Raw genomic sequence first — 24,117 nt, 5'->3', positions numbered from 1 at the left:
GGGACGGGTCGCTCACCAGTTCGTGTACGTCAGATGGTTGATCGCGAGTGCCAGCACGACTTGCGCTGCCAGCCAGAAGCGCACCGAGCGGTCCCCGATCGCGACAGTGGCAACCGTCATCCACACTTGGAACGGCAGCCAGATGCGTTCCGTCTCCGCCTTGCTCAGCCTGCTCAGGTCCGCGAAAGCCACCGCCAGCAGAGCGGCCACCACGAGCAGAGTCACAGGCTCGGCACGTCGCACACGCGGCAGTGACACCACGCGGGACAGCGCAGCGGGCACCGCGAGTCCCACCGCACACACCAGAGCCGCGATGTTGCCCCAACTCCAGTACTGGAACGGGCGCGCTGACGCGATGCCCTGCCAATACCGTTCCTGGACCGCGACGTACCCGTCGAACCACCAGAAGCCCGACGCGGTGAAGAGGCCGGCGACGACGAGGGCGCCGCCGATCGCCGGTACCAGTGGCCGCACGCGGCGAGAGGCGATCAGGACCGCCAGGGCCGGCAGTCCCATTAGGGCGAGGCCGTAGTTGAGGTAGACCGAGAACCCGAGCAGGAGACCCGCCGCGACGGCCGCGACGTCGTGTCGCGCTCGTCGACCGGCTGCTGCGACGGTCAGGAGGGCGATGCCCCAGGCGGACACACCGGTGAAGAATCCGTCCGCGGAGACACCGATCCAGATCGCGCTGGGCGCGATCACGGAGAACGGGATCAACCGTCGGGCGGTGTCGCGGCCGACGAGCGCTGCCACGGCGACAGCGGTGGCGACGGCGGCCGATGACCCGACGATCACACACAACCATGCGGCGGCCGCGCCTCCCCCGAGTCCGATGCGGTCCAACCACACGAACGTCAGGATGGCGCCGGGGGGATGGCCGGAGACGTGCGTGGCCCACGAGTCCGCCTGGCCGTCGACGATCCGGTCGGAAAACCCACGCAGCGTGGCCCCGATGTCGTCGATCCCGCCGACTTCGGACAGATACTCGTCGCGGGACGTCAACTTGTCGACGAACCCTCTCTGCCAGCCGTCGACCGCAGCCAGTCCGACGGTCCAGACAAGGGTCGTCGCCCAGGTCACGAGGAGCAGGAGCCGCCACGACATGCGTGCCGCCACGGACGGGCCGAAAATCACCACCAGGACGCCGACGATCACCGCGACCGGGGTACCCGGGCCCACATGAGCGCCCACCCGCCCGAACAGCGGCGCGAGCGACGCGAAATCGTCGAAGTCGAAGCCCATGCCGTCGATCAGCGGAGTGACGACGGCATTCTCCCGCCGCGCCACGACCACTGCCGCGACGACCAATGCAGCCGCAAGTAGTGCGCCGATCAGTTCGTGAACTCGAGGAACCCACCCGCGCCGCCGATCGGTCGCGGTCGGGCCGCTCACTCGGAAGTCTCGGGGGCCGAACCGTACGGGGGTTTGACGAAGTGAGCGAAGTGCCGACCGGCGATCGCGGTCACACCGACCGGTACCAGCCCTCGTGCCGCGGCGAGTGGCGCCAGCGTGTCCGCATCGATTCGCGCCCAGTCGTACCAGGGCCCCGCAGTCTCGTCGTTCTCGATACGCAGACATTCGGCGACGAATCCCGTTCCGGGCGTTGCCACTTCGACGTGCACCGTCCCGCTCTCGCACGCGATGTCGTGCGCACGACCGATGACACGGCCGGGATCACCACCGATTCCGATGTTCCCGTCGACGAGAAGCACTGTGTCCCAATGCCCTTCGTGTGGAACGATGTCGAAGATGTCGGCCAGCTCGGCTTTGGCACCACGTTCGCGGACCAGCGCGACAGCTGCCGGGGACGTGTCCACACCCATCGCCGATACTCCCCGTCGCCGCAGTTCCTCGACCAACCGGCCCGGCCCGCACGCGAGATCGATCGTGCGCCCCCGGCAGAGGGCGAGCAACGTCTCGTCCACTGCGCGGTCATCGGCGTCTGCGTGCTCGCCGCCGAGCCAACGCCCGACCGGCAACAAGTTCCGTCGGCCGTCCCGGTGCCGCACCCACCACGCGGTACCGGTGGAGGCAGTGTCGAACAGAACATCGAAATTGTCAGGGGCCTCGCCCGCCGAAGTCGCTGTCACGCTTGTCCCTTCTACAGACCCCGACTGGTCCGGCACTTCCTCGATGTGGATGATTGTCCATTCCCGGTGGACGTCGGCGACAAACGTCGCGTTCAGTCGTTTTCCACGTTCAGGGGCCATCGCCCGACTCGTCGACACGATCCGGCCCACATCGGTGTCGATGTGGGCCGGGTAAGAGGCTGTGCCTCGTTACTGCGTGTTGACGGTGATCGTGGCGACTCCCACGAGCAGTCCCGGGGTGACGGCGTCGGTCTTGAACGTCTCGTTCAGCAGGCCGGCGGCGGTCTCGGAGATATGCACGGTCGTGCCCTGCAGAATCGCGGTGTTGTTCGGGCCGGTGGCCAGCGGCTCGAGGGTGCGGCCGTCGAGATCGAACAGCACGGCGTCGGTGGCGGCGCTCTCTCCGTTGACGGTCACATCACCCATGAGCAGTGAGGTGCCCGGATCGATGACGAAGTTGGTCAGCTCCACCGTGGTGCCGCCGGCGGTCAGGGACAATCCGCTGCCTTCGTGGTCGATGGAGCCCTGCACGTACGGATCGACCGTGCCCGGCGTCCAGTACTTGACGTTGCCGCCGGTGATCGGGAATCGAAGTGATCCATCCGCGAGGGTCGCCGTGCCCACGGTTCCCGGGGTCAACCCGAGCGTGGTCAGAGCGTCCGTGAAGCCGGTATCGAGCGCAACGGCGGTGTCCACGCCGGTCAAAGCATCGACCTGCGCGGCAGGTTCGGGCTGAGTGGACGTCGATGCGGCGGCGGAGGACGAACTGGACGTCGTCGCTGCCGATCCGCCGTCGTCACTGGACGAGCAGGCGGCCAGCGGAATCAGGGACATCACGCCGATCGCAGTAGCGGCCACGGATTTACGGATGGTGAACATATCAGCTCCTTGTCGTCGGTAATGGTTACTCCACATTCGCCGCGACACGGCCCATGGATGGTGTTCGACCGCAATCGTTCCCGCGGCCACCTGCGTGGCAGCGATGGTGGAACCTCACCCGATCGGACGTAGAACGTTGTAGCACAGCCATTTTCGCGCCACATCTACGCGCCCTGTGTATCCGTCCGGTCGTGGACGCGTGGCATCGCAGGTGACGGCCGCCTCACCGCCGCGAGCACCCGCACCAGGAACACGGCGACGCTGATCGCGACCATGACCGCCACGAGCCACAGCCACCGCTCGAGATACGGGTCACGGTTCAGGCCCGTGGCCGCGACGATGGCAGTGTCGTCGGTGTTCAGGACGCCCGGGAAGAAGACCAGCAGCGTCAGCGCGGCGCCGAGAGCCGGCACCCGGATGTGCTGGCGCACCGAAACCTGTCGAACCGTCCAGTTGCGAGTCGGGCGCGTCGCCCGATCCGCCAGCGAGTACAGCGGGTACAGAACGAGGTCGTGCAGGATCGCCGCGCCGATGAACCACACGGCGATCGACTGCCACCACCTGTCCGGGTTCCACAGTGCGTCCACCCCGAGAGTCAGGACGGCGGCACCCGCGAGGACGAAGGACACGACCATGACGGCCGCATGAGCGGCGCCCGCCCCGTAGAGCCGCCTCACCGATCGGCCCCGCGTGCGAAGTCGATACGCGACACCCACTTGGTGTTGTGGACACCGGGAAGGCCGGGAACGATCACCCGCGCGGGATAGCCGTGGTCGAGCGACAGCGCCTCACCGTTGACGGTCAACGCGAGAAGCGAGTCCGGATGCCACACCTGATTCTGTGCCAGCGTCGCCTGCGCGAACGCGCCTCCTTGTTCCAGTGAGCTGACTGTGGCGGCGCCGTCGGACACGCCGGTGAGGCCGGCAAGGTCTCGCAGCCGTACCCCGGTCCACTCCTGCGTCGTCGACCACCCCTCGACGCACGCAATCGGTAGGACCGCAGTGTGCTGCTCCATCGCCTCCAGGGCCGCTCGGTCGAGAACCACGCTCGTCTTTCCCGACAACTCCACACGCCATGAATCCCCGGTGGACGCCGGATCGATTCCCGCTGCGACCGCCGTGCGATTGATCTGGAAGTCGTTCGGCCCGTCGCCGTAGGAGCGGCCGCGGGGCACCAGCAGAGCGGTCGATCGCAATGGCCCGTCGATGGTCTGCCCGATAGTGAGTGCCGCCAGCAGTCCGCTCCCGCCGGCCACGAGTGCAAGGGCCCCGCGCCGAGAGATGCCGTCCGGCGCCTTCTGCTCGTGCTCCGGTTCCACCCCGGCCGCTCGATTGCGCTCGCGGAGCACCTCGGACAGCGACGTCTGTCGCAACGTCCTCCTCATGACCGGAACCTTGACAGCCACGTGCGCGAGGAATCCGGCAATGAACACCCATGCCCCGAAGTAGTGGGCCGTGTAGAAGTCGAAGCCGAAGACGTAGTCGTACTGGACGTTGAGCACACCGGTGACAATCTCGAACAGCACACCACCGACCAGCATCAACAGGCTGAGCCGCTCGAGCGCCTGCGCCGGGGATCGGACCGGCGGCCACTGCACCAGCTTCGGCATCACCGACCACAGCTTCGCGAGCACCAACGGAATGATGACGATGCCGAGCGTGACGTGCAGGCCCTGGTTCAGCCGATAGATCCAGGACGGATCGGTCGGCCAGTCGAATTGGGGCAACCTCAACCACCCCACGTCCCCCGGGCGGGCCTGCCCGAACTGCGGCCCGTACGCGATGTAGGACAGCAGACCGGTCACGGTGATCACCGGCAGCGACACGAGAAGGACGGCACCGAACACCGACGTCAACCACGGACCGCGGATCGCACTCTGGAACTGGGGCAGAGGAGGCAACGGCACGACCCTTCGACTACCCCGACGACTGATGCTCACCACCATGGCACGTCGACGCTCGCCGTGCGAGCGAACTGGGCAGCGAGCATCCCGATGGCCGTGTGCACCTCCGTGCGCGAAAACTTCTCCACAGCGGCGTGTTCGAGCCCTGCTACCTCGTCGGTCGGGCTGGTGGCGGCGACCTCCGCCACCAACGCCGACCCGATCATCGCGGCTGTGGTGTGCTGCACGACGGTCAGCTCCCCCGGCGGGGTGCGGTACAACTCCAGTGAACCGGTGGTCGACTCCCCGGCAGCCAGCGCGAACGCGAACACCGAACGCACCTCGAGCACCGCCTCGACCCGATGCGTTCAGTCGGTGCGACCGGCCCACATGATTCTCGCAACCCGAACGTGGTTGCAGGACTGCGTCAGGACACGACGCCTGTGAACGTGGGTCGCCGCTTCTCCATGAAGGCGCGCCCACCTTCCACGGCATCGTCCGAGCCGGCGCACATGGCCACGAAAGCCTCGGCTTCGGAGAGCATCTCCGGGTAGAGGTCGCTCGCGAGGGCCACCTTCGCAGCCCGCACCGACATGGGCGAATTGGCCGCGATGGTCGTCGCGAGTGTGCGCACGGCCTCGTGCAACTGGTCTTTCGGGACCACCCGATTCACGAGACCGATGGAGAGAGCGGTCTCTGCCGTGACGCGACCGCCGGTGTACAGCATCTCGGCGGCGTGACCGGAGCCGACCATGCGTTGCAGCACGCGCGTCGGCGGAACCGGGTATGCGATTCCCAGACGTGCGGCGGGAATCGCGAACGCGCACGCCTCATCGGCGATGCGGATGTCCGCGGTGAGCGCGACGGCGACGCCGGCGCCCATGCAGAAGCCGTGCACCATCGCGATGGTCGGCGTGTGCATGGCGGCGAGTCCGAAAAACAACGCGGCAATGGCGTCGTCGGCGGCCTGCTTGGCATCGGTGGAACCGTGCTGCGATTCGAACTCCGAGATGTCGGCTCCGGAGACGAATGCCTCCGAACCTTCCCCGCGCAGCACGATGGCGCGGACGTCGGGGCGTTTGTCCAGCTCTTGCAGTCGCGCGTGCAGATCGCGCATCATCGCTGCGCTCAATGCGTTGCGACGGGTCGGATTGCTGATCACGGCCCATGCGACCGCACCGTCGATCTCGACGGAGACAGAGCCTTTTTGCTCCACTGCGGCAGTCATGACAGGCCGTTTCGGCGAACTTCTGGGTGCTCCATGCATGAATTTTAGATTCGGGCCTTCCACCGAGAGAGCGGCCGAACCATTGTCTGGCGGTCTCACAACCCGGCCACACTGTCCCGTGGTCGTGACCGCGCATTCCTGCGCCGTGCCACCTCCCGCGCACCCACACGTCACTAGTAAGTGCGCGTCCGACGAGCATCGACCGTTCGTACGGGGGTCGCGCATTGCGACATACCGTGTGTGGGGTCGACACGCGGCGTACGGTTGGGCGCATCCGGTGAAGTCATCACCGCGCAGCGTCCTCCGCGCACGTCGACAGGTGTCATGACTGCACCACAGAGGACTCCGCATGACGGATTCGGTCACGTCCGGCCTGCCCCCGGACGATCACAGCACGGCGGCCGCACTGGCCGCCGCGAACGCCTTCGACGACGAGATCGCAGGAGCGTTGTCGTCCCGCACGGCCGGCGGGGTTCGCACGGCGATCACGATGCGGTACTTCGCCGCGGACACCTTCGACGCATTGGACGCCTTTCGTGGACTCCTGCTGTCGCACAGTCGGTTCGAGATCCTCCTCCAGGGCTTGTGCGAACAGGCGGTCGCCGCGATCCCCGGAGCGGACATGGCCGGGGTGACCCTCCTGCATCACGACGCGGCGAACCCGGAGACCGCGGCGCGGTCGGATTCCCGAGTCAGCGACATCGATGCCGATCAGTACCGCGTGAACGAGGGGCCCTGCCTCGAAGCCGCCCGGACCGGGCGCATCGTGTGCGTGCACGTCGAGGATGCTGCGGCGCGATGGCCGCTCTTCGCTGCGGCAGCGTCCGAGGCCGGTGTGCGCAGCTTCCTGTCGGCACCCCTGGACGTCGATTCCGAACATGCGGGATCGCTGAACGTCTACAGCTTCGGCGATCACGGCTTCAGCGACATCGACGAGGTGCTGGTCACGGTGCTGGTGACCGCCGTGGAGGTCGCGGTGTGGGAATCGCGGCACACCGCGGACGCGCGGAAGGAATCAGGCAACCTGCGTCGAGCGATGGAGACCCGTGCCTGCATCGAACAGGCGAAGGGCATCGTCATGGCAGTTCGAGGTATCACCGCGGATGCGGCCTTCGCCGCCCTGGTCGAGCAATCGCAACGTGAGAACGTGCGCGTGTCGGTACTCGCGGAACGCACGGTCACCTCGGTCGTGGCGGTACCGCAGTGACCCTTGATCGCGCACGCGAGCAGGACGTCGACCGACGATCCGTCCAGGTCACCGTTGCCCGCAACGGGTCTGTACTCATCGTGTCGGTCCGCGGCGATCTGGACCTCGAGTCCACGCCCATGCTGACGGCAGGTCTCGACCGAGCACTGTCGGACGACGTGCCCTCCGCGGTGATCATCGACCTGACCGACGTCGATTTTCTCTCTTCCACCGGCATGACGGCCCTCATCGACACGCACCGCCGACTCGGCGCGCTCGGCGCACTCGTCGCGCTCGCTGTCGTGTCGAACGGGCCCGCGACCACCCGTCCACTCACGCTCGTCGGAATGGACGAGATGCTCTCGCTCCACCCCGACCTCGACGCGGCCCTCGCCGCGGTGTCGTCCTGAACGGTCGCACGGCGGGCGTGCTGGACGCGACCCATGACGGTGTCGCAGACAGCACTCTCGGTCCGAGCGTCCGGAACCCGGGCCTCGTCATGTCCGATGTCCCCGCTGACGCCCTGTGCATCGGCGCCGTACGCAGAGCATTGGCCGCCTGGCTCCGTATCCTGCCGTTCGACGACGCCCGCAGAGCGGATGTGGTGCTGGCGGTGTACGAAGCGATGGCCAATGTCGTCGACCACGCGTACCTCGACACGGACGGTGTCGGCACGATGCAGATCAGCGCCACCTACTCGGTCGACCTCGGCGCGCTGGACGTCACCGTCGCTGATCTTGGACGGTGGAAACTACCTGTGCACAACGCTCTTCGCGGTAATGGTCTGCCGCTCATCACGGCACTGAGCACATCGTCGACAGTGGATCGTTCGGGCACGGGGACCACCGTCCGCGCGACGTGGTCCTCGATGGCACCTCCACACCCGGAGCCTGTTTTCCACTGACATCCGGTCTCGTTCTCCGACAACCGAATACTGCAACCGGAAGGGCACTCGTGCAGCAGCTCACCCTCGGCGTCACGTCACTCTCCAGCAAACCCAGCGAACGTCGCCTCCCGATCCACCCCCGGCACCTCGAGCGCATCGACACGGACCTGCGAGAGCGCATATTTCTCGAGAAGGGATACGGGGCCCCGTACGGCGTCTCGGACGACGATCTGTCCGGTCTGGTCGCAGGACTTCGATCGAGAGACGACCTCGTGGCCGAATGCGACGTGCTCCTTCTTCCCAAGCCGCAGGTCTCCGACCTCGCGGGAATGCGCGTCGGGCAGACACTGTGGGGATGGCCGCATTGCGTTCAGGACGAGAAAGTCACCCAGACAGCCATCGACCGCCGACTCACCCTCATCGCGTTCGAGGCCATGAACCACTGGTCCAGCAGCGGGTCGTTCAAGCTGCACGTGTTCCACAAGAACAACGAACTCGCCGGCTACTGCTCCGTGCTGCACGCTCTTCAACTGGCCGGATCGACGGGTGACTACGGTCGACGACTGCGCGCCACCGTCATCGGATTCGGCAGCACCGCACGCGGCGCAGTGACGGCGCTCAACGCCCATGGCATTCACGACGTCGATGTCCTGACCCAGCGTGGCGCCTCGGCCGTCAGCTCGCCCATCCACTCCGCGCGTATCGTCAACTTCGACGTCGACGAGCACGACCCGCACGAGAACCGCGCCCTCACCGACACCGGCCGAGTGCCCCTGCCCGGGTTCCTCGCCGACCACGACATCATCGTGAACTGCGTTCTCCAGGACACCGCGTCACCGCTCACGTTCCTGTCCACGGACGACCTTCGGGCCCTGGCGCCTGGGACACTCGTCATCGACGTCTCCTGCGACGAGGGAATGGGATTCGAGTGGGCTCGGCCCACGTCGTTCGACGCTCCGATGTTCCTCGTCGGCGACAACGTCCGGTACTACGCCGTCGACCACAGCCCTTCGTACCTGTGGGACTCCGCCACGTGGGAGATCAGCGAAGCCCTGCTGCCTTACCTGCGCACCGTCATGGACGGCCCGTCCTCGTGGAACTCCTCCCCCACCATTGCCCGGTCGATCGAGATCCGCGACGGGACGATAGGCAACCCGGCAATTCTCGCCTTCCAGAACCGCGACGCGGACTACCCGCACCGGACGACGGCGTGACCACCTGCCGCGGAAACGTCCGTCAGTTGCCGACGCGGGTGTGCACGGTCATGAGCAATCTCCCGAACCTGTCCCGCTCCGCCTCGTCGGTCCACACGACGCCCGCACTGTCGCGGAGCAACTGCTCACACAGCGCCCGCACAGGTACGTTGCTGTCCTGCGACCGCCACTTCAGCAGGTCGAATGCCTTCTCCTCCGACACCCCCAGAGCGAACTGGATGATCCCTTTGCACTGCTCGATCGCCGCTCGGGTCTGCATCGCAACGAGGTAACCGTCGACGGTCCCCGGCAGAGCTCCCCGTCGATTCGGCGACGACCGGACACGGTCGCTCAGCTCCCGGTGAGCGACAGGTAGCCGACGGTCGCCAGGGCTGCCGCCATCGGCGCCGACAATCCCACCGCGCCGAGGCGGTCGGCAGCGGACGCCTTGACGGCGGCCTGCTCGCGCTCCTCCGCTGTCAAGTCGAGCACGGAGACGATGTCGGCACCCACGACGATCGCCGCGAGGGCGCCGATTCTCGGGTCGTCGCACACCGGGTTCACGAGATCGGCGATCACGCGGTCGCGCACCTCGGGGGTCACCCTCGTGGTGCGGTACGGCACACCGAGAACTCGGGACCGCCCGCGTTCGAGCACCCCGTCCGCGATCGCACGATCGCGATGCTCCGCGTAGGCGCCGGAGCGCCGACGCAGCCAGTGCCGAATCTGGACAGGCCGGGCCGCCGTTGCTCGGCCCAGGGAGTCGGCGAGTGCGGAGACCCACCCGCGATCACTCACCGCGACCCGCGCGCCGAGAATCAGGTCCCCGTCGATGTCGAGGACCTTGCTGACGGACAGTTCGGCGAGTTCGGCCAACGCGGTGCACTTGGCGGGGCCGAAACGTTGATACGGGCGCCCGTCCGCGGTGTGCAACAACGTCATCAGGGCTGCCGGGACGGTCAACTCACGAGGGGTCGGTCGGGTGCTGGTCACGTCGTGCCTCTCCGTGGATCGGTACCGGTTTCACGGCCGCGAAACCAGTGCGTGTCACATCACGCTAACAACGATACGTTCTCCTATCAATAGTTTTTGTTAGGAAAACCCAATATTTACGTTGATCGACCACAGAGTAGGTGCGGAGGAGTTCGCACGATGGTCGAACAGATGTGCTGCGGCAGTCATTTCCGTCCAAACTTGCCTGACAGTACTGTCAGATTCTGGTCACACTTACTAGAATTCGAATCATGACTCAGACGATCGTCCGCTCGGCACGACGCGCGCAGCTCGTCGAGGCTGCCATTCGTTCACTCGCCGACCTGGGCGTGGAAGGAGCATCACTCTCACGCATCGCCGAGCACGCCGGTGTCAGCCGTGGGGTGGTGAACTACCACTTTCCCGGCGGGCGACGAGAACTGTTCGAGGCCGCGGTCGACGAGATCTACGACCTGGGCCGCCGCGAAGTGCAGCCCGACACCGAGTCCGCCCCGTCCCCGCGACGCGGGCTGGCGTCGTTCGTCCGGAGCAGCATCGCCTTCTACGCCCGCCACCCGATTCATCTTCGAGCTCTCACGGCGATCTACACCAGCCGCACCGAGGACAGCCTGCGACGGGACGAGCGACCCGAGCACGCGACCGAGATGATGTCCGTCGCCGATCTTCTCCGACGAGGTCAGGTGTCCGGCGAGATGCGTGATTTCGATGTGACACTCATGGCGTTGACCATCCGCGCCGCTCTCGACACCGCGGTCGGGCTCACCGCAGCAGGAGCAGACCCCGGTGTTCTCGCGGACGAACTCGTGAACACCCTCGACGCCGCCACGCGGGCGCTTCCGTGAGGCGCGCACTCACTGCCGTCGTTGCAGCCACGACTCTGATGGTGTCCGCGTGCACCTCGACGGGGACCGAACCGGACACCGAGTCGAACCTGGTGGTGGACAGCACGACCGGAACCTTGCAGGGAGTCGCAGTCGGGAACACGCACCAGTATCTCGGCGTGCGGTATGCACAACCCCCCACCGGTGACCGCAGATGGACCCTTCCCGAGCCGGTGCCCGACACCGACGAGGTCCTCGACGCCACGCGAGCGGGCTCACCGTGTCCGCAGACCGGCGAGACCGCGCAGGCAGTCTCCTCGACCGACGAGGACTGCCTGTTCCTGAACGTCACCGTCCCGGCACGCGCGAGCGCCGAGCCCCGTCCGATTCTGATGTGGTGGCACGGTGGCGGATTCACCAGCGGAGCCGGCTCGCAGTACGACGCGCAGAAGCTCGCCGACCAGGGTGACGTCATCGTCGTCTCGGCGAACTACCGACTCGGGATGCTCGGATATCTTGGACTGCCCGGCCTGGCAGGATCCGGCAACTTCGGTCTCGCCGATCAACTGGCCGCCCTGCGCTGGGCCAACGACAATGCCGCGGCCTTCGGCGGAGACCCGGATTCGGTGACGCTCTACGGGGAGTCGGCCGGTGGAACCTCCACCTGCGCGGCGCTCACCTCGCCGGCCGCCGAAGGACTGATCGACCGCGCCATCTTCTCCTCCGGTTCCTGCCGTCTCGCATGGCCCCCCGGCACCCTGTTCCCCGGACTACCCGCGTCATCGTCACTGATCCCGTTGTCCGACAGTGAATCACAGGGCGTAGCGGTCGCCACTGCACTCGGGTGCACCGACCCTGACCCGATGGGTTGCCTGCGAGAACGACCCGTCGATGCTCTGCTCGGGCAAGCCGCGTCGTTCGGCAACCCGTTGGCCTACGGCACCGGCCTGCTCCCACAGGAACCCGCACTCGCCGTCGAGGCCGGAGACTGGCTTCACGTGCCCGTCCTGTCCGGCGGCAACCGGGACGAGCACCGTTCCTTCATCGGCGGTCTGCTCCTGACCGATCCCGCGGCGGTCACGGCGGACAACTACCAGTCCCTCATCCGAGCCTCGTTTCCCGCCGATGCTGCATCCGTCGGCGCGCAGTATCCGCTGGCGGACTACGAGTCGGCGCCCGTCGCCTGGGCGACCCTGGTCACCGACGTCGCCTGGGCATGCACGACCTCCCGTGGCGCCCGTGAGCTCGCCGCCGACGGGACACCGGTCTACAGCTACGAATTCGCCGATCGCAGTGCGCCCGATGTCAGCGGAGTGTCGGCGTCCGGTATGCCGCAGGGCGCGGCGCACGCCACCGACCTGCCGTATCTGTTCGATCTCGGCGGCGAGAACCTCCTCACAGGACCAGGGCAACGCGAGCTCGGTGACGCCATGGTGGCGGCATGGGCTGCGTTCGCCCACAACGGCACACCCGGTCCTGCCGACGGTGCCGAGTGGCCGGCCACCACCGGCACCGAGACCACGGTCATGCAATTCGACAATGCCGCCACCGGCTCCGGGGTACACCTGATCGACCACCGCGCCGAACATCACTGCGCGTTCTGGGACACGGTCGACCGTGGCTGAGCACGCGCGAGAAAGCATCGAGTCGTGCGACGACTTGTCGTGACCCAGAACATCACGGTCGACGGGGTGATCGAAGCTACCGACGACTGGTTCGCACGCGCCGGTCACGATCCCGACATGGACAGGGCATTGGCCGCTCAGCGCGACGCATCCGACGGGTTTCTCGTGGGACGGAGGACGTTCGAGGGCATGCGCGATTTCTGGGCACCTCGAACCGATGACACGACCGGCGTGACGGAACATCTGAACCGCGTCGCGAAGTACGTGGTGTCCTCGACGCTGCAGGACCCGGGGTGGGCGAACACCACAATGTTGTCGGGTCCCCTCGTCGACCAGATCGGTCGAATCACCGCACTCGACGGCTCCGACATCGTCTGTACGGGAAGTATCGACCTCTGCCATGCCCTGATCGGCGCAGATCTCGTCGACGAGTACAGGCTCTTCGTCCACCCGTTCGCGAGGGGACACGGAAGGCGACTGTTCGACGGAACTCCCCCACGACACCTCGTCCTGCGGGAGTTCCGCGCCTTCCCTTCCGGGACTGTTCTCACCCGATACGACACGCAACGGATCACATGAGCGAGGGGCTCGCGGCCGCCCAGCGCGTCCCGTCGGAGGATCTGACGTCGTAGCCGGTGCGCGAGAGGTAGCCGACCTGCTCACGTTCCCGGAAAGTCCTCGCTCCTCGGCCATCGACGGCTCAGCCATTCGCGCCGACGGCGGTGCACTCCCCACGATCATCCGACAGTGGATCGACCTCGCCGACCGGACGTCATGGCAGGGGATGCACCAGTGCGACTGCGCTCTCGTGCGCTCGGGTGAGGGCGAGATCGAGTGGCATGCACCGGAAGTCGTCGGACAAGATCTCCACACCCCAGGTTCCGTCGTATCCGACCCCGCGCAGAACATTGATCAGTCCGTTCAGGTCGAACACTCCCTCACCGCACAGTCGACGGTTGCCCATCGTGTCGTCGAACAATGACCCGACGACGTGCTCGTCGGCGTCATCGAGTTCCACACCGAACACGACGTCGCCGGTCAGGGAAGATCGCAGTTCGTCGAGGGTGGTGCCGGCCCGGAAGACGTGCCAGGCATCGACGATCACGCCGCACGCGGGATCTCCTGTGGCGCGGGCGAGGTCGGCCCCGTCCGGGATGGTGGAGATGATCGAGAACGGCATCGGTTCGATGGCGATGCGGGTGCCGCGCTCCACGGCCTCACGGGTCAACACGCGTAGCGCGTCGACAAGTGGTTCGAGGTCACGAGGCGACGCATTCTCCGAGCCGATCTTGATGTGCGTCGGCCGGAGGATCTCAGCGGCCTCCAGTAGCAGGTCGCGAGTGTCGTGGGTGCTTCCGTTCTCTCCTCTGGGGATCCACCACCGTTCCAGCAGTTCGATCTCGACATACCTCAACGGCGAATCGTCGAGCATGCTCCGCAGAGCCGGTAGTCCGATGTCCTCGCGAATGGCCGCGAGGTCCGCGGCGACGATCCCCATGCCGGCGAACCCGGCATCGGACACCGCCGTGATCCGGTCCGCGATCGGAATCGGACTCACAGGGTGTGGCGCGTCGGGGCGGACATCGCCCGCCGACGTCCAACACGCTGCGATCAGTTCCGGCGCCATCGGTGCGATGCGTCGGTCCGCTCCTCGGGTCATGGTCAGGATCCTGTCTGCGTCGGGGTACCTCGCGGCCACCGCGATGAGGACTGGTGCGACGTGGCCCGGATGCAGGAGGTGGCACCGGGGGCGAGGTGGTCACCTGCAGTGTGCCGATTCCGACATCGTCGGATCAAGCAGGTGGAGCCATCAAAAACCCCTCGTCGAGGTGAGCCGGCGCTGCCCCGGTTCCGGTCGTCGCCCGATGATCGAGTCACGCCGAGTGGGTACGACCGAGCTTCTGCGGCAATGTTAAAAACGGCTGGAGCCGCGCAGTGATCGTCGTCAGCGCGATCACGGAGTTGGAAGCAGTGGCCGTCGTCGCCGCGCAGTCTGAACTTTTGCATAGCCTTACCTAAGTCGCTACGCTCCAGCGAGTAAAGGTTCGGTCAAGACATCACACCCTCTGGAGCCTCGTGAAGACCCCGAAAACCCCGATCCTCGCCCTCCTCGCCACCGTGATCACGGTGAGCGCGCTCGCGAGTTGCAGCACCGACGACACCACGTCCGCGGACTCCGCCACCACCGTTTCGATCGACACCGCCACCGGACCTGTCGAGGTCCCCCAGAACCCGCAGCGTGTCGTCGCCCTCGACAACACGTCGCTGGAGACCCTGCGCGCGTTCGGCGTCGATCCGGTGGCGCTGCCCAAGCCGATCATGCCGTACGAAGGGTTCGAGGACTGGATCGACGACGACGCCATCCTCGACGTGGGGACGCACAGGGAGCCGAATCTGGAGATCGTGAACGAGGCGGAACCCGATCTCATCATCGGCGGTTACCGCTTCTCGGAGTACACCGACGAACTCGGTCGTATCGCCCCGACGCTGGACATCGCGCCGTCCGACGATGCCGAGGGTGGTTACGTCGAGTCACTGAAGCGCCAGACCGCCTCTCTCGGCGTCGTTTTCGACCGCGAGGAGCAGGCGGCCGAGATCATTGCGGCTCTCGACGCCGCCGAAGACAACGCGGCGGAGCGGACCACCGGCCAGTCGGTGTTCCTGTCCGTCGTCTCGGGCGGCAAGATCGACAACGGTGCCGGACGGATCGGTCGGATCATCGAACCACTGAACCTGCGCGACGTCTTCGCCGGTGAGGCCGGCGACGTGCACGGCGACTCCGGCCTCGCGCCGGAGGCCGTCGCCGCGGCGAACCCGGAGTGGATGATCGTGCTGGACCGCGACGCCGCGGCCGGCGAACCCGGTGCAGCTCCGGCGAAGTCGGTGATCGATGCGCAGGAAGCGTTCGCCCGCACGACGTTCGCGTCCGAGGACCAGATCGTCTACCTCGATCCGTACTTCTACACGCGCGAGAGCATCCAGGCGTACGCCGAGACGTACGAGCAGCTCGCGGACGCCTTCTCGAATGCATCGTAAGACAGCACTTCTGGGCTCGGCGGTCGTCACCGCCGCCCTGGTCGCGGCGTCGCTGCTCGTCGGCGAGTTCGACATCTCGCTCGGCACACTGCTCACCGACCCGGTGGCGCGGGAGATGTTCCTCATCTCTCGCGTCCCGCGGACCCTCTCATTGATCTTCGCCGGCGTCGCGATGGCGGTGTCCGGCGTGGTCATGCAGATGATCACTCAGAACAAGTTCGTCGAGCCCACCACCGCCGGCACGAGCCAGTGGGCGGGGCTGGGCATTCTCGCGGCCCTGTTGCTGGCGCCGAATCTGGGGCCGATGCCGAAGATGCTGATTGCCACCGCGTTCGCCTTCGTCGGCACCATGTTGTTCGTGGGCGTCCTGCGTCGAATCTCGTTGGAACAACAACTGGTGGTCCCCCTGGTCGGCATCATGCTGGGCGCCGTCGTCGGCGCGATCACCACCTTCCTCGCCGGCACATTCGACCTGCTGCAGTCCATGTCCGCGTGGCGGTCCGGCGGATTCAGCGGCATCGTGCGCGGTTTCTACGAACCCTTGTGGGCCGTCGTCGTCATCGCCGTGCTCGTCTACCTGCTCGCGCACCGCTTCACCGTCGCCGGCCTCGGGAAGGACCTCGCCACCACGGTCGGACTGAACTACGACGCGACCGTCGTGCTCGGCGTCGCGATGGTGGCGGTGTGCACCGGTGTCACCAGCGTGGTGGTCGGCTTCATCCCGTTCCTGGGCCTCATCGTGCCGAACATCGTGTCCATGGTCCTGGGAGACGACGTACGGAGGAACCTCCCGTGGGTAGCGGTGCTGGGCGTAGGACTGCTGCTGGCCTGCGACCTGATCGGGCGCACGGTGGTCGCGCCCATGGAGATTCCGGCCTCGGTGATTCTCGGCGCGCTCGGCGCCGCGGTCTTCGTCCTTCTCGTGGTGAGGCAGCGACGTCATGTTCTTGCGTGAATCACCCTCGATGCCGACGCCGGTGCGCGCCGACTCGAGACCACGTCCGCGACGACGACTTCTCGTGGCCTCCGCGGTGCTGGCGGGGGCGATCGCCTGCTTCCTTCTCCTGTTCGTCCGGGGTTCCTTCGAGTTCGCGGTGGAACGCCGCGCCACGATGCTGGGCGCCATGGCCGTCGCGGCCTTCGCCCACGGGCTCGGCACCGTCGTCTTCCACACCGTCACCGACAACCGATTGCTCACTCCGTCCATCGTCGGTTTCGACTCGCTGTACGTGCTGATGCAGACCGTCATGGTGTTCGTCTTCGGCGGCTCCGTCATCGCGCGGACCGACGGCACCCCGAAAGTGATCGCACAGACCCTCACCATGGTCCTGTTCGCCACGATCCTCTATCGCTGGCTCTTCTCCGGTCGCCTCGGCAGTCTCTTCACGATGCTGCTCGTCGGCGTCGTCCTGGGACTGGCCTTCGACAGCCTCTCGACGTTTCTGCAGCGACTGCTCTCCCCCACCGAGTACGACCTCCTGTCCGTTCGCCTGTTCGGTCGCCTCAGCGGGGTGGATCCGGGCATGCTTCCCCTCGCGTTCACGGTGTGCGTCGCGGTGGGAGTAGTGTTGTGGCGCAGACGCTTCCGGCTCGATGCGCTGTTTCTCGGCCGTGACTCCGCGACGACCATCGGCGTCGACCACAAGCGTGAACTGACGCTCGTGCTCGTTCTGGTGGCGCTGCTGGTGTCGTTCTCCACCGCGCTGGCAGGGCCGATGACCTTCTTCGGCTTCATCGTCGCGACGATGGCCTATCAGGTGACCGGCAGCTACAAACACCAGTACGTGCTGCCGATGGCATTCCTGCTCGGCATGCTCACGCTCGTCGTCGGACAGTTCGTCATGCAGCACGTGTTCTACGCGGCCGGTTTCCTCACGGTCGTCATCGAATTCGCGGGTGGACTGCTCTTCCTCGTCGTCGTCCTCCGGAAAGGCAGACTGTGATCACGTTCTCGGACGTCTCCAAGACATACCAGAGCGAGACGGTGCTCGGACCGGTCAGCGGCACCATCGCAGAGGGTGGCATCACCTCGGTCGTCGGGCCCAACGGAGCGGGCAAGTCGACCCTGCTCTCGATCATGGGCAGACTGCTCGAGCCGACCACCGGAACCGTGACCATCGGAGACGCCGTGGTGCAGCACACGGCCACGAGAGACTTGGCCCGCATCGTCTCGGTGCTGCGCCAGGACAACCACCTGACCGCGCGGCTCACCATCCGCGAGCTCGTCTCGTTCGGCCGGTTCCCGCACTGCGGCGGCCGACTCCGCGCACACGACCACGAACACGTCGACCGTGCGCTCGACTTCCTGCACCTCGACACCCTCGCTGGGCGCCACCTCGACCAGGTGTCGGGTGGTCAACGCCAGCGGGCGTTCGTCGCCATGGTTCTCGCGCAGGACACTCCGTACGTCCTGCTCGACGAGCCGCTGAACAATCTGGACATGAAGCACTCGGTGGCGATGATGGGCCATCTCCGACGCGCGGCCGACGAGTTGGGGCGCACGATCGTGCTCGTGGTGCACGACATCAACTTCGCGGCGGCCTGGTCGGACGACATCGTCGCGATGCGGGACGGCCGGATAGTCGTCAGCGGGCCCGCCGGCGCGATCATGCACGACGACATCCTGAGCGACGTGTTCGATACCCGGGTGCGCGTCCACGACATCGACGGCGCGCGGACCGCCGTGTACGCCCGCCCTCGGAACGAGGTGCGTATCGCGGCCTCGACACAACCATGACACGCACGACAGTGCTCTCGAAAGGATTCGCCATGGTGCACTCCCCCCTTCGCCGGCGAGGCGTCCGCCTCGTCGCCGCTGCGTCGATGGCGCTCGTCGTCCTCGGCGCGTCCGCGTGCAGTTCGACCGCCGATGACACCGCTGCAACTGTCGAGCCGACACCGGGCGAGACCCGCGTGATCGCCACCGACAGAGGAGAGGTGACCGTGCCCGCCGACCCCCAGCGCATCGCGGTCCTCTCGGCCGGATTCGCCGGATACCTCTACACACTCGACGCGCCCGTCGCCATCACCGACACCCGACTGCTCGGTGTGACCAACCTCGACGGCGGCTTCCCTCCACAGTGGGCCGACAAGGCTGAGGCCCGGGGCACAGTGGAACTGCCGGCGGGGGAATCGCTGAACATCGAAGCCATTGCGCAGGCCGAACCTGATCTCATCATCGGCGGCGGGCAGGGCTATTCCGCCGTCCTGGCCGACGATGCCTACGACCAGCTCGCCGCGATCGCACCCACCGTGCTGATCCCGTCCACGGTCACCACCTGGCAAGGCGAACTCGCGGCAGTCGCCGACGCCGCCGGGGAGAGCGACAAGGTCGACTCTCTCCTGCAGGCATACGAGGACAAGGTCGCCGATGTCAGGGACTCCATCACCGTTCCCGGGTCTCCCGTCGCCTATTTCCTGTCGCTGAGCACCAATGAACCCTCCTTCATTCCGCAGACCGCGGCATTGCCGACGTTGTTGTCGGAAGTCGGTTTCGAAGCCGACGACATTCTCACCAAGGCCGGGAATCCGGAGTTGTACGGTTCCGGGGACTCGTTCATCGTCAGCCCCGAATTGCTCGGTTCCGTCGCCACCGCCCCGGTGATGTTCGTCGTCCCGGTTGCCGGGCGCACCCTCGAGCAGCTCAAGCAGGATCCGGCCTACGCGGTGTTACCGGCCTTCGCCGCGAGCACTGTCCACGAGCTCCCGGCGACGAGCTACCGACCCGACTACGACGGGGTCATGGCCACGCTGGACCAGATCCAGGAAACGTTCGCCGCGTAGCAGTGCCACTCGGTGAGAACGGATCAGAAGGTAGGGATTCCTATGGCGGGCACAGTGCGCGACGTTCAGGTCTTTCCGATCTGCATGCGAGAACTAGATGTCCTGCGGGTGGAGGACGTGACCCCCGGGATGCGACGGGTCGTGGTGGGCGGGCCGTCGATGGACCGGCACGTGCGCGACGGTGTCGAGCTGCCTCCGGTGCGGACCACCGGATTCGACGACGACGTCAAGATTCTTCCGGTCGACCCGGTCACCGGGACCCTGCCGTTCCCGGTTCCCAGGAATCAGGACGACGGCACCGTCGACTGGCCCTCTGGATCGTTCCCGTACGCACGGACGTACACCGTGCGCCGGTTCGACGAGGCCGAGCGAGAGATGGTGCTGGACTTCGCAGCCCACGAGGGCGGACTCGCCGCGACCTGGTCCCGGACGGTGCAGCCCGGCGACACGGTACTGATCGCCGGACCGAAACACTCCGCGGGCCTGCCGCGCGAGGTGGAGTGGATGCTCGTCGCCGGCGACGAGACCGCCCTGCCCGCCATCGCGCACTGCCTCGAGATGCTGCCCGCTGATCTGCCGGCGACGGTGGTCGTCGAAGTGGCCGAACGCTCGCACCGGCAGGAGCTGCGCTCGGCTGCCGACGTCGACATCACCTGGCTGTACCGGTCCGAAGCCGGAGGCGACTCCCGGCTCGTCGACGCGGTCCGCACGGCGCCGTGGCGACCCGGGCAGCCGTACCTGTGGGTGGCCGGCGAAGCACAGACCATCACGCCACTACGTCGATGGGCGAAGCAGGACAAGCAGATCGACAAGAAGTTCGTCGAGATCGCCGGGTACTGGCGTAGACGCGAGGAACGAACGGACGCGTCCCCGGCCGAGAGCGGCCAGGCGAGGGACGCCGCGGCGCGCCTGCACGAGATGGCGGACCTGGCGACCCCGCTGGTGATCAGGACCGCGGTGACGCTCGGGGTGTTCGCTGCTGTCGACGGCGGCGCCGACACCGTCGACGCGATCGCCGCAGCATGCAGCACTCACCCCGGCGCCACGGCGAAGCTGGTGCGGCACCTCGTGCTGCTCGACCTTCTCACCACCGACGGTCAGCGTTGCGCCCTCACCGAGATGGGGTCCCTGCTCGCCGACCAGGACGCGTTTCTCAACCAGTCGCTGCACGACGACAGGATCCACACCCGTCTCGAACTGTCGCTCCTCGGACTCACCGAGACGATCCGGACCGGAACACCCCCTGCGACACATCGTTTCGCCGACAAGATGGCCGAGCCCGGTGTCGCGGACAAGTTCCACGAGGAAGCGGCGTTCTCCGCTGTCTACCGCGCTCCCGCACTGCCCGACGCGGTCGATCTCGACGGAGTCCGGACGGTCGCACTGCACGGCGACGGGGCAGGCGTCTACGCCGACACCCTCGTACGGGAACGTCCCGACCTCGAGATCACGCTCGTCGGACATCCCGACCGCAACCGCCGAAACGTGGCGGACGTGGCCGACGAGCGGCGCTGTGCGGTGCACTGCGTCGACTCCAGGGACGTCACCCCGTCGGCGTCCCCGGTGGATCTCGCGATCGCCATCGACCTGATCGACGCTCACCCGGACGCTGACGCCCTCCTGCTGCTGTCGATGCTGGCGACCTCCGCGCGCAGGGTCGTCCTCGTCACCGACGTGCTCGACCCGGCGACCACCGACGATCACGACACCGAAGACGACTTGGTCCGACTGTGCCTGTACGGATCCGGGCGACGCACCGAAGCCGAAGTGCGCGAGCTGATTGCCGAGTCCCTCGGTGCCGACGCACGTGTCGGAAGCCTGGGGTGGGGGTCCACGGTGGTCGAATTTCGGGGCCGGTCGGGGACGTCGACGTGATGGGCCGGACGACTCTCGTCTGAACCTCGCCGGAAGCCGACCGGCTGCCTCGCGCACGCGGCCTCGACGACCCGGACAGGTACCTGCGTTCTCACCGCGGGACGAGCCGGAACGCGAAGACGCGCTGTCGCCTCCGGGGCATCTCGAGATCATCAGCGAACGCGAATCGCCACGCCGGGGACGTGGTCCCGAACAGTCGTACCCGGCGAAGAGTGGCCGACTCGAACGCTGGGTGAGCGGATGCCATCGGTCTTCCGGAACCCGTGCGTCGACCGGGCATTCGCGTACCGTCAAGTATATGACGCTAAATTATGTCAGATTCGGACATGGCAGCCCGCTGTTGCTGGTACACGGCTTGGGCGTCGGATGGCGATCCTGGTCCCCGATCATCGACGAACTGGCGGAACACCGTGACGTCATCGCGGTCGACCTACCGGGGTTCGGCGACACGCCGCCGTTGACGGGCGAAGTATCGATCGCTGCTCTCGCCGACTCCGTCGCGGACTTCATTCGCGAACACGATCTGGGTGGCATTTCCACCGTCGGTCAATCCATGGGCGGTCGAATCGTCCTCGAACTTGCTCGACGGGGAGTCGGCGGCGACACCGTGGCACTCGACCCCGGCGGTTTCTGGAGCGACCGCGAACGCGCTGTCTTCGGCGCCACACTCCGGCCGTCGATAGCCCTTGTCAAAGTGTTGCGGCGCTTCCTGCCTGCACTTCTGGGCAACCCTGCGGGAAGGACCCTGCTGCTGGCACAGTTGTCGGCGCGGCCATGGGCGCTCCCGCGCGACACCGTGTTGCCCGACGTGCGAGGGCTCGCCGACTCCCCGTCGACCGAGGCCGCTCTCGATGCCCTCATCCATGGGCCGAAGCAGGAAGGCGCCTCGCCCGGCACAGTGCCCGGACGGGTCACGATCGGTTGGGGACGACGAGATCTGGTGACAGTGCCGAGGCAAGCCACACGCGCATCGGAACTGTTCCCCGATGCCGTTCTGCACTGGTTCGAGCGGTGCGGTCACTTTCCGCAGTGGGACGCACCTCGAGAAGCCACTCGATTGATTCTCGACCGCACCGAGAGAGGATGATTCTCAAAGGTCCGACCAGTGCATGTCGATCGCGGGTCACCATTCGCCGGCGACCTCGACCGGCCCCCGGCGAACTCGCTGCGTGGTGACGACTGTTCCGGTGTCGCGGGAGGGTCGCGGCGCGTCCTACCGGGGGATCCGGCCCTGCCCGCACATCAGATCGGAGGCGGCGTGCGGGCAGGGCCGGAGGGCCGCCATTCCTCTCGTCCGGTGACTTCACAGGTGGCGCACGAGCACGCCTCCGGCATTCCCCCGAACTGAGCGAGTCGACGATCTTCGTGCAATCGGGCATGAGGCTCAGGAGTGGTCGTGACCCGACGCATTGCCTGGCGCGGGTGCCTGCTTCACTGCTGACATGCTGAACGAATCGGGGCCGGCCGAATATATCGCCCCGGTCCTCGGCGGCGAGGTCGCCGCGACGCTGCCCGGGAATGGGCATCGTGAGCAGGGCCGCATCGTCGGTGCTACTCGGAGGGTGTCAGTTCCCGAGCCGTCCTCGGCAATCACCACGCGTGTCCCCACCGTCCCGGTGCGTAGCCGGTTCCGGCGTGCCGCTTTCGGCGTGACGGGACGTCATGCCTACGGCGAGCATGGCCAGCAGAGTTTGTGCTTGTCACCCTTTCAGGGGTGGTGCATCCGTTCTGCGAATGGGGGGTACCACGTCCTCATCTCTCAGACCCGACACGATGCGCCGCCGGCTGCAGTCCACGTGAGCTCGTTCCGCCCGCCGGTGCGGCGCCGTGTGCGAGCAAGCGTTCCCGGTGACTGATTTCGACGGGGACGGAAGCCGCTCCGGCCGCGCCCAGCAGCGGCCGGTCACCGCTGATGACATCTGCGACCTTGTACGTCGCGGCGGACCCACCATGGTGTTCCAACCCATCGTCGACGCCGCAGACCTGAACGTCGTCGGCTACGAAGCGCTCTCGCGGTTCCCCACCGGAACCGCGTGCCCCGCGGAGTGGTTCGACACCGCAGCGCAGAGCGGACTGTCCGGGGCACTCGAAGGCGCTGCGCTGCTCTCCGCTCTGAACGAAGCGGCATCGTTCCCGCCGGGAATGTTCCTCGCGGTGAACCTCTCCCCCGCCGCGCTCACCGACGACCCTCTGCTCGCCGAGCCGCTGCGCCACGCCGCCCGACATCGCCGCATCATCCTCGAGGTCTCCGAACGCACCCACATCCACGAGATCGACACCGTCCTCACACGGGTCAACGACCTACGCGGCGCCGGTGTGGTCATCGCCCTCGACGACGTCGGCGCCGGGCAGTCCGGGCTCCGGCAGGTGATCACCGTCCGACCCGAGATGATCAAGATCGACGCGTTCGTCACCCACGACATCGACACCGATCCTTTGCGTGCAGCCATCGCTGCCGGCACCGTGACCCTTGCCGAGCAATTCGGCATGACCGTGGTGTTCGAGGGCGTCGAGTCCGATGCCGAACTGCGCACCGTCCGCCGTCTCGGCGCCCATTTCCTGCAGGGGTATCACCTCGGGCGTCCCGCCCCCGCCACTCACGGAACCACCCCCCTGTAGTGAACATTCTCGCCGCACCGA

General features: G+C 66.8%; 25 protein-coding genes. 15 read left to right on the top strand and 10 right to left on the bottom strand.

Annotated features, from left to right (window positions below):
- Positions 1-12 precede the first annotated feature (12 nt).
- From HQ314_RS18485 to HQ314_RS18455, 7 genes are all read right to left on the bottom strand, one after another.
- Positions 13-1,392 carry a hypothetical protein gene (locus HQ314_RS18485; protein WP_374197853.1) on the bottom strand — a complete coding sequence of 460 codons (1,380 nt, stop codon included), beginning with the start codon at positions 1,390-1,392 and terminating at the stop codon, positions 13-15.
- Entirely contained in the window at positions 1,389-2,090 is a 702-nt protein-coding gene (locus HQ314_RS18480; RefSeq protein ID WP_197027722.1) for a class I SAM-dependent methyltransferase, read from the bottom strand. The genes HQ314_RS18485 and HQ314_RS18480 overlap by 4 nt, the downstream gene beginning before the upstream one ends.
- 189 nt (positions 2,091-2,279) lie before the next feature.
- The gene (locus HQ314_RS18475) at positions 2,280-2,969 is read right to left on the bottom strand and encodes a hypothetical protein (protein ID WP_222650878.1); all 690 of its coding nucleotides are present in this window, start codon (positions 2,967-2,969) and stop codon (positions 2,280-2,282) included.
- A 164-nt stretch (positions 2,970-3,133) separates the two neighbouring features.
- A complete protein-coding gene (locus HQ314_RS18470; RefSeq protein ID WP_307095905.1) occupies positions 3,134-3,646 on the bottom strand; it encodes a hypothetical protein in 513 nt (170 codons plus the stop codon).
- The gene (locus HQ314_RS18465) at positions 3,643-4,914 is read right to left on the bottom strand and encodes a molybdopterin-dependent oxidoreductase (protein ID WP_222650877.1); all 1,272 of its coding nucleotides are present in this window, start codon (positions 4,912-4,914) and stop codon (positions 3,643-3,645) included. The genes HQ314_RS18470 and HQ314_RS18465 overlap by 4 nt, the downstream gene beginning before the upstream one ends.
- On the bottom strand, positions 4,905-5,201 hold the full coding sequence (locus tag HQ314_RS18460; protein WP_222650876.1) for a hypothetical protein: 297 nt from the start codon (positions 5,199-5,201) through the stop codon (positions 4,905-4,907). Before HQ314_RS18460 ends, HQ314_RS18465 begins: the two co-directional genes overlap by 10 nt.
- Before the next feature lie 77 nt (positions 5,202-5,278).
- Complete coding sequence (locus tag HQ314_RS18455) at positions 5,279-6,079, bottom strand: enoyl-CoA hydratase-related protein (protein WP_222650875.1); 801 nt, start codon at positions 6,077-6,079, stop codon at positions 5,279-5,281.
- Between the two features lie 349 nt (positions 6,080-6,428).
- Between HQ314_RS18455 and HQ314_RS18450 the strand changes: the two genes are divergently transcribed.
- Genes HQ314_RS18450 through HQ314_RS18435 form a run of 4 tightly spaced genes read left to right on the top strand, consistent with a single transcriptional unit; the run spans position 6,429 to position 9,365 of the window.
- Entirely contained in the window at positions 6,429-7,286 is an 858-nt protein-coding gene (locus HQ314_RS18450; RefSeq protein WP_222650874.1) for a GAF and ANTAR domain-containing protein, read from the top strand.
- Positions 7,283-7,675 (top strand): STAS domain-containing protein, encoded by a 393-nt coding sequence (locus HQ314_RS18445; protein ID WP_222650873.1) that lies wholly within the window; start codon positions 7,283-7,285, stop codon positions 7,673-7,675. The genes HQ314_RS18450 and HQ314_RS18445 overlap by 4 nt, the downstream gene beginning before the upstream one ends.
- A 17-nt stretch (positions 7,676-7,692) precedes the next feature.
- Complete coding sequence (locus tag HQ314_RS18440; RefSeq protein WP_308119482.1) at positions 7,693-8,169, top strand: ATP-binding protein; 477 nt, start codon at positions 7,693-7,695, stop codon at positions 8,167-8,169.
- Positions 8,170-8,219: 50 nt separating this feature from the next.
- A complete protein-coding gene (locus tag HQ314_RS18435) occupies positions 8,220-9,365 on the top strand; it encodes a N(5)-(carboxyethyl)ornithine synthase (protein WP_222650872.1) in 1,146 nt (381 codons plus the stop codon).
- A gap of 22 nt (positions 9,366-9,387) precedes the next feature.
- On the opposite strand, the gene HQ314_RS18430 is transcribed toward HQ314_RS18435, so the two are convergent.
- Both HQ314_RS18430 and HQ314_RS18425 read right to left on the bottom strand, forming a co-directional pair.
- The gene (locus tag HQ314_RS18430; RefSeq protein WP_222650871.1) at positions 9,388-9,624 is read right to left on the bottom strand and encodes an ANTAR domain-containing protein; all 237 of its coding nucleotides are present in this window, start codon (positions 9,622-9,624) and stop codon (positions 9,388-9,390) included.
- 71 nt (positions 9,625-9,695) lie between these two features.
- Positions 9,696-10,337, bottom strand: coding sequence for a GPP34 family phosphoprotein (locus tag HQ314_RS18425; RefSeq protein WP_222650870.1), 642 nt, complete (start codon positions 10,335-10,337; stop codon positions 9,696-9,698).
- 251 nt (positions 10,338-10,588) lie between these two features.
- Between HQ314_RS18425 and HQ314_RS18420 the strand changes: the two genes are divergently transcribed.
- Genes HQ314_RS18420 through HQ314_RS18410 form a run of 3 tightly spaced genes read left to right on the top strand, consistent with a single transcriptional unit; the run spans position 10,589 to position 13,362 of the window.
- Positions 10,589-11,179, top strand: coding sequence for a TetR/AcrR family transcriptional regulator (locus HQ314_RS18420; protein WP_222650869.1), 591 nt, complete (start codon positions 10,589-10,591; stop codon positions 11,177-11,179).
- Positions 11,180-11,217: 38 nt separating this feature from the next.
- Positions 11,218-12,783 carry a carboxylesterase/lipase family protein gene (locus HQ314_RS18415; RefSeq protein ID WP_261781871.1) on the top strand — a complete coding sequence of 522 codons (1,566 nt, stop codon included), beginning with the start codon at positions 11,218-11,220 and terminating at the stop codon, positions 12,781-12,783.
- 39 nt (positions 12,784-12,822) lie between these two features.
- The gene (locus HQ314_RS18410; protein WP_308119479.1) at positions 12,823-13,362 is read left to right on the top strand and encodes a dihydrofolate reductase family protein; all 540 of its coding nucleotides are present in this window, start codon (positions 12,823-12,825) and stop codon (positions 13,360-13,362) included.
- Positions 13,363-13,555: 193 nt separating this feature from the next.
- Here the strand turns inward: HQ314_RS18410 and HQ314_RS18405 are convergent, their stop codons facing one another.
- Positions 13,556-14,443 (bottom strand): sugar phosphate isomerase/epimerase, encoded by an 888-nt coding sequence (locus tag HQ314_RS18405; RefSeq protein ID WP_222650866.1) that lies wholly within the window; start codon positions 14,441-14,443, stop codon positions 13,556-13,558.
- Between the two features lie 416 nt (positions 14,444-14,859).
- Between HQ314_RS18405 and HQ314_RS18400 the strand changes: the two genes are divergently transcribed.
- From HQ314_RS18400 to HQ314_RS18365, 8 genes are all read left to right on the top strand, one after another.
- Positions 14,860-15,819: an ABC transporter substrate-binding protein gene (locus HQ314_RS18400; RefSeq protein WP_222650865.1), complete on the top strand. Its 960-nt coding sequence runs from the start codon at positions 14,860-14,862 to the stop codon at positions 15,817-15,819.
- Positions 15,809-16,774 (top strand): ABC transporter permease, encoded by a 966-nt coding sequence (locus tag HQ314_RS18395; protein WP_222650864.1) that lies wholly within the window; start codon positions 15,809-15,811, stop codon positions 16,772-16,774. The genes HQ314_RS18400 and HQ314_RS18395 overlap by 11 nt, the downstream gene beginning before the upstream one ends.
- Before the next feature lie 64 nt (positions 16,775-16,838).
- Positions 16,839-17,762 carry an iron chelate uptake ABC transporter family permease subunit gene (locus tag HQ314_RS18390; RefSeq protein ID WP_308119477.1) on the top strand — a complete coding sequence of 308 codons (924 nt, stop codon included), beginning with the start codon at positions 16,839-16,841 and terminating at the stop codon, positions 17,760-17,762.
- Positions 17,759-18,556, top strand: coding sequence for an ABC transporter ATP-binding protein (locus HQ314_RS18385; RefSeq protein ID WP_056449125.1), 798 nt, complete (start codon positions 17,759-17,761; stop codon positions 18,554-18,556). Before HQ314_RS18390 ends, HQ314_RS18385 begins: the two co-directional genes overlap by 4 nt.
- Positions 18,557-18,588: 32 nt before the next feature.
- Entirely contained in the window at positions 18,589-19,602 is a 1,014-nt protein-coding gene (locus HQ314_RS18380; RefSeq protein WP_222650862.1) for an ABC transporter substrate-binding protein, read from the top strand.
- 84 nt (positions 19,603-19,686) lie between these two features.
- Positions 19,687-21,477, top strand: a complete 1,791-nt coding sequence (locus HQ314_RS18375) for a siderophore-interacting protein (protein WP_261781850.1) — start codon at positions 19,687-19,689, stop codon at positions 21,475-21,477.
- Positions 21,478-21,775: 298 nt separating this feature from the next.
- Complete coding sequence (locus HQ314_RS18370) at positions 21,776-22,564, top strand: alpha/beta fold hydrolase (protein ID WP_222650860.1); 789 nt, start codon at positions 21,776-21,778, stop codon at positions 22,562-22,564.
- Between the two features lie 761 nt (positions 22,565-23,325).
- Positions 23,326-24,096, top strand: coding sequence for an EAL domain-containing protein (locus tag HQ314_RS18365; protein ID WP_222650859.1), 771 nt, complete (start codon positions 23,326-23,328; stop codon positions 24,094-24,096).
- Positions 24,097-24,117: the final 21 nt, after the last annotated feature.

The organism is Rhodococcus sp. BP-332 (assembly GCF_019836065.1).
Classification (GTDB): domain Bacteria; phylum Actinomycetota; class Actinomycetes; order Mycobacteriales; family Mycobacteriaceae; genus Rhodococcoides.
The sequence above is the reverse complement of the archived record's forward strand: the minus strand, read 5'-3'. Positions and strand labels throughout refer to the sequence as shown.

Coding starts and splice junctions, on each gene's coding strand:
- HQ314_RS18475 (WP_222650878.1), bottom strand. CDS start 2,969: ATGTTCACCATCCGTAAATCCGTGGCCGCTACTGCGATCGGCGTGATG.
- HQ314_RS18465 (WP_222650877.1), bottom strand. CDS start 4,914: ATGGTGGTGAGCATCAGTCGTCGGGGTAGTCGAAGGGTCGTGCCGTTG.
- HQ314_RS18455 (WP_222650875.1), bottom strand. CDS start 6,079: ATGACTGCCGCAGTGGAGCAAAAAGGCTCTGTCTCCGTCGAGATCGAC.
- HQ314_RS18450 (WP_222650874.1), top strand. CDS start 6,429: ATGACGGATTCGGTCACGTCCGGCCTGCCCCCGGACGATCACAGCACG.
- HQ314_RS18430 (WP_222650871.1), bottom strand. CDS start 9,624: ATGCAGACCCGAGCGGCGATCGAGCAGTGCAAAGGGATCATCCAGTTC.
- HQ314_RS18420 (WP_222650869.1), top strand. CDS start 10,589: ATGACTCAGACGATCGTCCGCTCGGCACGACGCGCGCAGCTCGTCGAG.
- HQ314_RS18415 (WP_261781871.1), top strand. CDS start 11,218: ATGGTGTCCGCGTGCACCTCGACGGGGACCGAACCGGACACCGAGTCG.
- HQ314_RS18405 (WP_222650866.1), bottom strand. CDS start 14,443: ATGACCCGAGGAGCGGACCGACGCATCGCACCGATGGCGCCGGAACTG.
- HQ314_RS18395 (WP_222650864.1), top strand. CDS start 15,809: ATGCATCGTAAGACAGCACTTCTGGGCTCGGCGGTCGTCACCGCCGCC.
- HQ314_RS18380 (WP_222650862.1), top strand. CDS start 18,589: ATGGTGCACTCCCCCCTTCGCCGGCGAGGCGTCCGCCTCGTCGCCGCT.
- HQ314_RS18375 (WP_261781850.1), top strand. CDS start 19,687: ATGCGAGAACTAGATGTCCTGCGGGTGGAGGACGTGACCCCCGGGATG.
- HQ314_RS18370 (WP_222650860.1), top strand. CDS start 21,776: ATGACGCTAAATTATGTCAGATTCGGACATGGCAGCCCGCTGTTGCTG.